General features: G+C 55.6%; 6 protein-coding genes. 4 read left to right on the top strand and 2 right to left on the bottom strand.

What is annotated here, in order from left to right; translation table 11 throughout:
- Nucleotides 1-547, top strand: a 547-nt coding sequence (locus B3M32_RS09555) for a type I glyceraldehyde-3-phosphate dehydrogenase (protein WP_414655016.1), incomplete at its 5' end; no start/stop codon positions are given.
- Between the two features lie 140 nt (nucleotides 548-687).
- Here B3M32_RS09555 and B3M32_RS09550 read toward each other — a convergent pair.
- On the bottom strand, nucleotides 688-885 hold the full coding sequence (locus tag B3M32_RS09550; RefSeq protein ID WP_290745948.1) for a hypothetical protein: 198 nt from the start codon (nucleotides 883-885) through the stop codon (nucleotides 688-690).
- 148 nt (nucleotides 886-1,033) lie between these two features.
- Nucleotides 1,034-3,874: a glycoside hydrolase family 2 protein gene (locus tag B3M32_RS09545; protein WP_290745946.1), complete on the bottom strand. Its 2,841-nt coding sequence runs from the start codon at nucleotides 3,872-3,874 to the stop codon at nucleotides 1,034-1,036.
- A gap of 120 nt (nucleotides 3,875-3,994) precedes the next feature.
- On the opposite strand from B3M32_RS09545, the gene rplU reads away from it, so the two are divergent.
- The 3 genes from rplU to B3M32_RS09530 all read left to right on the top strand — a co-directional run bounded on the left by rplU (nucleotide 3,995) and on the right by B3M32_RS09530 (nucleotide 7,142).
- On the top strand, nucleotides 3,995-4,480 hold the full coding sequence (rplU, locus tag B3M32_RS09540; protein WP_290745944.1) for a 50S ribosomal protein L21: 486 nt from the start codon (nucleotides 3,995-3,997) through the stop codon (nucleotides 4,478-4,480).
- Between the two features lie 3 nt (nucleotides 4,481-4,483).
- On the top strand, nucleotides 4,484-4,747 hold the full coding sequence (rpmA, locus tag B3M32_RS09535; RefSeq protein ID WP_290745941.1) for a 50S ribosomal protein L27: 264 nt from the start codon (nucleotides 4,484-4,486) through the stop codon (nucleotides 4,745-4,747).
- A 64-nt stretch (nucleotides 4,748-4,811) separates the two neighbouring features.
- Complete coding sequence (locus B3M32_RS09530; protein ID WP_414655179.1) at nucleotides 4,812-7,142, top strand: hypothetical protein; 2,331 nt, start codon at nucleotides 4,812-4,814, stop codon at nucleotides 7,140-7,142.
- Nucleotides 7,143-7,192: the final 50 nt, after the last annotated feature.

The following is a 7,192-nucleotide window of genomic DNA, read 5'->3' as shown; positions in this document are numbered from 1 at the left end:
CACCACCAACTGCCTCGCCCCGATGTCCAAGGTCCTCAACGACAAGTTCGGCATCAAGCGTGGCCTCATGACCACCGTCCACGCTGCTACTGCTACGCAGAAGACTGTTGACGGCCCGTCCAAGAAGGACTGGCGCGGTGGCCGTGGCATCCTCGAAAACATCATCCCGTCTTCTACGGGTGCTGCCAAGGCCGTGGGCAAGGTTCTCCCGCAGCTCAACGGTAAGCTCACCGGTATGAGCCTCCGCGTTCCGACCTCCGACGTTTCCTTCGTCGACCTCACTGCCGAACTCGAAAAGCCGGCTACCTACGAAGAAATCTGCAAGGCCATGAAGGAAGCTTCTGAAGGCGAACTCAAGGGCATCCTCGGTTACACCGACGAAGCTCTCGTCTCTACGGACTTCCGCAACGACGCTCGCACTTCCATCTTCGACGTCAAGGCTGGTATCCAGCTCGACCCGACCTTCGTGAAGGTTTGCGCCTGGTACGATAACGAATGGGGCTACAGCAACAAGGTTTGCGAAATGGCCCGCGTCATCACCAAGTAATTGATTTCGGCTAAGCGCTAGTAGTGCGGACGCTTTCAGATTTCCGCACTTCCGCTTGAAACTTTTACATGAGAACCCCCGCCGCTAATGCGACGGGGGTTCTTGTATAGGTTCAGAATTTTTAGTGCGCTTGGGACAAACTAACTTTCGTAGTCTTCGCCGCCGCCCCAGCCGTCAAGGTCGGAACCGGCGCGGCCCAGGGTCGCGTCGCCGAGAATCTCGTCGATGCCTTTGTCTTCTTCGGAATCGTAATCGTCTTCTTCGTGAGGCAAGTCCAATTCGTCTTCAAGCGGTTCTTCATCTGGTAATTCGGCATCGGCTTTCTTGTTTCTTCCCATAAGATTCTCCTTGTAGGTTCGTAATTCTAATCGTAACTTATATAAAAAAAATAAAAGTGTACTAAAAAAATGAAAAAAGTCGAAAAAAATTTCAAAAAAGATGGCGGCGCCGTAATGAGCCGCCATTTTCTATGCTGTAAGGCCTGTTTTAGAGCAGTCCGACGATTGCCGTGAACAGGGCGTCGGCGAGCGGGTTCGTTTCGAGGCCTTCGAACACGCTGAACTGGTTGAACATGATCTTGCCGTTGCCGAAGGGGAGCAGCTGCATGTCCACGCCGGTCTTGATTTCGCCTTCGGAGATGCTCACCGAGCGGGCGAACACGGTCGCGCCCGGCAGTTCGTTCAGCGAAAGCCCGGGCATCACCGCCGCAGCCTTGTGGTCGAGGACGTTGTTGCCGCCGAAAATGGGGAGCAGTTTGGAGTCCTTGGGCAGGTAGTGCAGGCTGGTGCCGTTTGCGCCGGTGCTCCAGTGGGATTCCAGCGTGAAATCGAACTGGTGGCTCTGGTTCAGGAAGTCGATGTCGTCCTGGGTCATGTCCGAAAGCAGGAGCGTCTTGCCGCCGTTCTTGGTGACGTCCACGATCTTGTCGAGGATTTCGTCGGGCCAGGAACTGAGGTTTGCCGTGAAGATGATCTGTTCCGGTCCGGAAAGCGCGGCGAGGGCGTCGCTGGATTCTTCGCTGTTGTCGAGGAAGCAGACTTTCTTGATGGCGTCCTTCACGTTGACCTGCTCGATGACGACGAGGTCCTCGGAGAAGCTGTCGATTTCCTTGTTGCCGTCCTTGAGCGTGAACTTGATTTGGTAATCGCCCGTGGCGCGCGGGGTCATGAGCGTACAGATGCCGAGCTGCGTGAGGCTTGTCTTGCCGGTCTGTTCGTCGGTCTTCTGCGTCTGTGTGGAGACGACCTTGCCCTTCGCGTCAACCAGGCTGATGTCCACGCTGACGTTCTCGAGACGGCCGTTGTTCAGGAGCGTGAGCTGGAAGCTGATTTCGCTCTGCGGCGGAACCACGTGTTCCAGTTCGCTGACGAGGATACGGCTCGGGGTCGTGATTTCCTTGATGAAGCTCTCGAATCCCTTGCTCTTGCGGTTTTCGTCGCAAAGGCCGTAGAGCTCTATGCCGCAGTCGGCCCAGTTGGCGAGGAAGAATCCGGCAATCTGCGGGTTGCTCAGGAACGCCGTAATCTGGTCGGCCTTGCTCTTGAGCGAGATGCGGTTCACGTCGTTGCGGAACGATTCGAAATCGCTCCAGACGGAAAGTCCGGATTCCTTGATGAAGTCCTGGATATCGGTGTAGAGGTTCTTGATGGCCTTCTGGTTCTTGCCGCTGCGCGGTCCGGCGATGCTGGTCGCCTTTGCGGGCAGCAGGGTGTGGTTCCGCAGCGTCACGAGCATCTTGTTCTCGATGTCGATCGGGCCGTCTTCGCTATCCTGGAACTGGCTGTCGCCGAATCCGGAGTCCGGGACCATCAGTTCTTCGCCTTCGACGGCTTCCTTGTCGAAGCAGTGGGCGAGGTAGTGCGTGTAGCTGGCGTTGGGGCAGAGGCGCGGATTCACCTGGAGGGAGGTGTACTGCGAGATGCGGTCTACCGAGACGGGGAGCAGCTTGCCCGTATCCTTGTGGAAGTGCCCTTCGTTGTCGATGAAGATGCTGTCGAGGTTGCTGATGGCCGGACGGCACATGTCGATGGGGCTGATGGCGTTCAACAGCTTGTTGCCGTTCTGCAGCATGAAGGTGCCGTTTTCGGAACCCATCACCCAGGCGCCGATGCTCGGGTGGTGGTGCTGTTCCTTGACAATGTCGTTGATGAGCTTTTTCGCGATTTCGAGGCCCTGGGGGGTAGACCTCATCGTGTGGATGGGGAATTCCTGGAACACCAGGAGGCCGATTTCGTCGCAGATGTCGAGGGCTTCGCCGCTAAGCGGGGCGCCGCAGCTGCGGATGGCGTTGAAACCCGCGTTCTTGACGGCTTCGAGGTCCTTGCGGAGCTTGTCGTTTGCCGTGGTCCAGAGGCCGCCTTCGCTCCACTGCTGGTTGTAGCTCACGCCCATGAGCTTCACGATGGAGTCGTTGATGTAGTAGTCACCCTTGAGGCAGTCGAACTTGCGGAACGAGAACGTCCTCACGATGGGGAAGCTGAAGTCCGTGCCCTTGCTCTTGGCGCCCTTGTTTTCCATGGCGGCCTCGATGGCGAACATGTTCGGCTTTTCGAGACTCCAGACGCACTTGTCGCGCTTCCAGTCCTTGATGGCGAAAACGAAGCGCTGGGTGGCGTTTTCGCGGTCGAGCTTGACGCCGTCCTTGAAGAATTCATAGACTTCGCCACTGGAATTCCTCATGACGAAGCGGAGGCGGGTCGAGCAGCCGCGCGGGTTGTTGAACGAGAGTTCGACGGCGACGCGTTCCTGGTCCATGTCCGGTTCCACGCGCATGTTCTCGATAAAGGCGGCGTTGCCCAGGATGAGGTCCACGTCGCCGAAGATGCCTCCGAACGGGTAGCGGATCCAGGGGTCGCCCACGGGCATTTCGGCCGGGTGGACATAGCGGTCGTCGGCTCCTTCCTTGCTTTCGCGGCCGAGGTCGATTCGGCTGTTGGCGGCGCCCATGTTGGCGACGCGGACGCAGAGGATGTTTTCGCCGGTGAGCTTGATGGCCTTCTGGGTTTCGAGGACGAAGGAGGTGTAGGCCCCGAAGTGTGTGCCCAGGAACTTACCGTTGAGCCAGATCGTGGCATGGGTCGCAATACGGCTGAAACGGAGGAAAATCCTCTTGGAAACCTGTTTTTCGTCGTCTATGGTGAATCTCTTGAAATAATAGGCGCAGTCCTGGGACATCAGGAGCTTGTCGAAAGAGCGTTCCCAGATGTGGGGGACTTGGACGGTTTCAGTCTTATCGGGGTAAGTGGCATACCAGCGGTTGGAAATACCCAGATCTTCGGTGTCCCAAATCATCTGCCAATCGCCGTTGAGGCTCATCACTTTGTTCATTAGGGGGTCCTTTATGAAATTTTCGCAGTAAATTTAGAAAAAATTGGGGTGTTGTCTTTACAAATTCTTCAAAATTTCTATATTTGGGGTCCCAATAGCAACCAAAAAAGGATTACAAAAATGTATTCTATTGTTGAAACAGGTGGTTTCCAGTATAAAGTCGAACTGGGCAAGGCCTACAAGGTCCCCACGATCGACGCCGCTGTTGGTTCCGAACTGGAGCTCAAGTCCGTCCTTCTTTTTGCAGGAAAAGAAGTGCAAGTCGGCACCCCTGTCCTGAATGACGCCTCCGTGAAGGTCGAAGTTCTTGCCCACGGCAAGTACGACACCGTCATCGTTTTCAAGAAGAAGCGTCGTACCCGTTACGAACGTCGTAACGGTCATCGTCAGGGCTATACCGAGGTGCTCGTCACGGAACTCCGCTCCGGCGCCGAATCCGCAGTCGTAGATCCCAAAGTTATTACCCGCAACCGCGCTCGCGTGGCTGCCCTTGCCAAGCAGAAGGAGCAGAACAAGCCCCTCACTCGCAAGGAAAAGATCGCCCAGGGTCTTCCGAAGCCTGCCAAGGTCAAGAAGAACTCCCTGCGCAAGGCTAAGGAGGCTTAATCCATGGCACATAAGAAAGGTCAAGGTTCCGTACGTAACGGCCGCGATAGTAATGCCAAGTACCTCGGTGTCAAGAAGTACGCTGGTGAAGTCGTCAAGGCCGGCAACATCATCGTGCGCCAGCGCGGTTCTCACTTCCACAAGGGTGTGAACGTCGGTATGGGCAAGGATTTCACCCTGTTCTCCCTCGTTGACGGCAAGGTGAAGTTCGAACGCCTCGATGCGAAGCGTCAGAAGGTCTCCGTTTATCCGGAAGAAGCCAACTAACTCTTTTGAGTCGAATTTGAAAACCGGGCGCATTTGCGTCCGGTTTTTTTGCTAAATTATGGTTGTGATACGTGTTTTTGGCATCTACCTGTTGTTGGCTCTTGCGGCTGTTTTTTTTGCGTGTTCTGACGACGATAGCGATATCGAATACCTGTTCGAACGCGAACCTACCGAAATAAGCGTCTTGCTCGAATGCGCCGAAGATGCCGACAGCGGCGCCGCCTGTTACCAGGTGCGTTACCGTTTCCCCATGTCCAGGGAAAACTTTACTGGCATATATTTATGGATAGGCGACGAAGTCATGGACGACACCTCCAAGGAAGCGACGTCCGACCAGATTGAGAAGGCGGACGCGTTCTATCCGTATTCCTCGAATAACAAGGCCTATTACGATACGATAGACCTGACGGATAAGATCAAGGACTATGTCGAGGATCTCGACAGTCTCCACGTGGCCATCTTCTGCGATTATTCCGACAAGGACGATGTCGGTTCCGTACAGCACATCTATCTGCATTTCGGCGACAAGCTGAGTCCGTCCCGTGCGGCCATCTACGATTCCGTGTGGACTACGGGTGCCATGTTCGAATGGTTCAGGCCCACGGACCAGACCAATTTCTACAAGCCCATGGATCTTTCGGGCCCGATTCTCGGCTACAACCTCGAAATCTATTCGTACGACAGCGGCGAGGATATCCGCGACGTCAAGGTCAAGGTCGTTACGGCCGAGGCGGTGGATTCTACTGGCGGCACGCTCTTTGTGCGCCATGCGCGCGTGCGCAGGGACGGGGATTCCGTATGGATCGATTCCGTACACCATAGCGACAAGGAGAAGAACTATCTCCGCATAGCGGTTATCGACGGCAAGGGCTTCGACTTCGACGTAGATTCCCTGAACCGCTTCAGGGTGTATATCGAGGGACTCAAGACGGAGACCCGCTACACGGTCGGCCTTTCTTCTTGGGATTCCAGCGGCAATTCCTCGGGCAACGAGGGCCAGGCCACCGTCGAAGACAACAAGCTTTTCATAACGACGGACTCGGTGGCTCCGCTTATGCCGACAAAGATTTTCACCATCCAGGATTCGCTGTTCCCCGGGTTCGCGAGACTCGACAGCAATAACAGGCTCCGCATTTTCTGGAGCGAAAGCATCGACCCGCTGGATCCCGATTACGATATCGAAGTCGATACTGTCATCGACCCGGCGCAATCGGACTGCCTTGTCGGACTGTGCTACGATTCGGTCGCGTCTTACCTGATCGAGCATTATGACCCGCTGAAAAAGGATTGGGTGCAATACGACAGTGTCGGCGGAAGCGTCAAACGCTACTACAAGCATTATAAGATGGATGCCGATACGATGCTCATCTCCACCACGGGACTTTTCATTACGGATACTATCCGCAGGGTGTCTCCGGGCGATACGATTATTTTGAGAATCCGTTCCAAGGACAAGTCTGGCTACCTTTCCCTGGCGCTGATTGATACGGTCTATGTTTCTCCTGGCGCCCTCGCGAAAGAAATCGAATGCCCCGAAGGGTTCGTCGCCGTGAAGGCTACGGATTCGTCGATGTTCTGCATGGAAAAGATCGAGCATCGCGATGCGGACGGAAACTTCATGAACAACGTGCTCCATTCCGAGGCGATGGCCGCCTGCGAGGCGGTAGATGCGAGCGGCTTTACCGTTAGTCTCTGCAAGGAGCGTGACTGGGAACTGGTGTGCCTTTCTGGCGGCAACCTCACTTACGGGGTCGTCGAAGAAGAGGACATGCCCTCGACGGAATACCTGTTTACGTTCTGCAACGTCTCGACGAACGACTCCCTGTCGGCGATGTCCTACGACAGGCGCGACGCGCGTTGCGCCAACCCGATGGGAGTCCGTGACATGCCTGGCCAGTTGCAGGAATGGGTGATTGGCCGTTCCGAAGACACCGTAGCCGTCATCAAGGGCGCAAGCTACATGGTGTTCGACGGGCTTGACCGCGAGACGATGGCGCAGTGCACGAACAGGTTCTTCCCGTTCTATACGCGCCTGGCCTATACGACGGACACTGTCTACCTTTACAGGGAAGGCACCAGGATCGATACCGTCCTTACAGCCGATACGTCGCGCACGCTGTACGGGGTGCTTACGCAGAAGGATTTCAAGGATTCCCTGCAGTTCTTTGACGTGCAGGATTCCAGCGGCAATTCCCTGGGCACGGATTACGCTCCGTATGCCGAATACAAGAAGGGCGGCGACGAATGGCTAGCCTCCATTGCCGGGAACCTCGTCTACAAGCCGGACCATGTCGAAGCGGTATTTCTGACCGGGGAGAAGGTCTCGTACAGGGAAATTTCGGCATTCTACAGGTCCCCGACAATCGGGTTCCGCTGCTGCGCCTATCCTGAATAAATAAAAAAACTCGGTTTTCACCGAGTTTTTTAGTAGCGGGGGCAGGACTT

This window comes from Fibrobacter sp. UBA4309, from assembly GCF_002395745.1.
Classification (GTDB): domain Bacteria; phylum Fibrobacterota; class Fibrobacteria; order Fibrobacterales; family Fibrobacteraceae; genus Fibrobacter.
The sequence above is the reverse complement of the archived record's forward strand: the minus strand, read 5'-3'. Positions and strand labels throughout refer to the sequence as shown.

Bases quoted from the DNA above. Each gene is read 5' to 3' on its own strand.
- B3M32_RS09545 (WP_290745946.1), bottom strand. From the start codon at position 3,874: ATGAACAAAGTGATGAGCCTCAACGGCGATTGGCAGATGATTTGGGAC.
- B3M32_RS09550 (WP_290745948.1), bottom strand. From the start codon at position 885: ATGGGAAGAAACAAGAAAGCCGATGCCGAATTACCAGATGAAGAACCG.
- rpmA (WP_290745941.1), top strand. From the start codon at position 4,484: ATGGCACATAAGAAAGGTCAAGGTTCCGTACGTAACGGCCGCGATAGT.
- rplU (WP_290745944.1), top strand. From the start codon at position 3,995: ATGTATTCTATTGTTGAAACAGGTGGTTTCCAGTATAAAGTCGAACTG.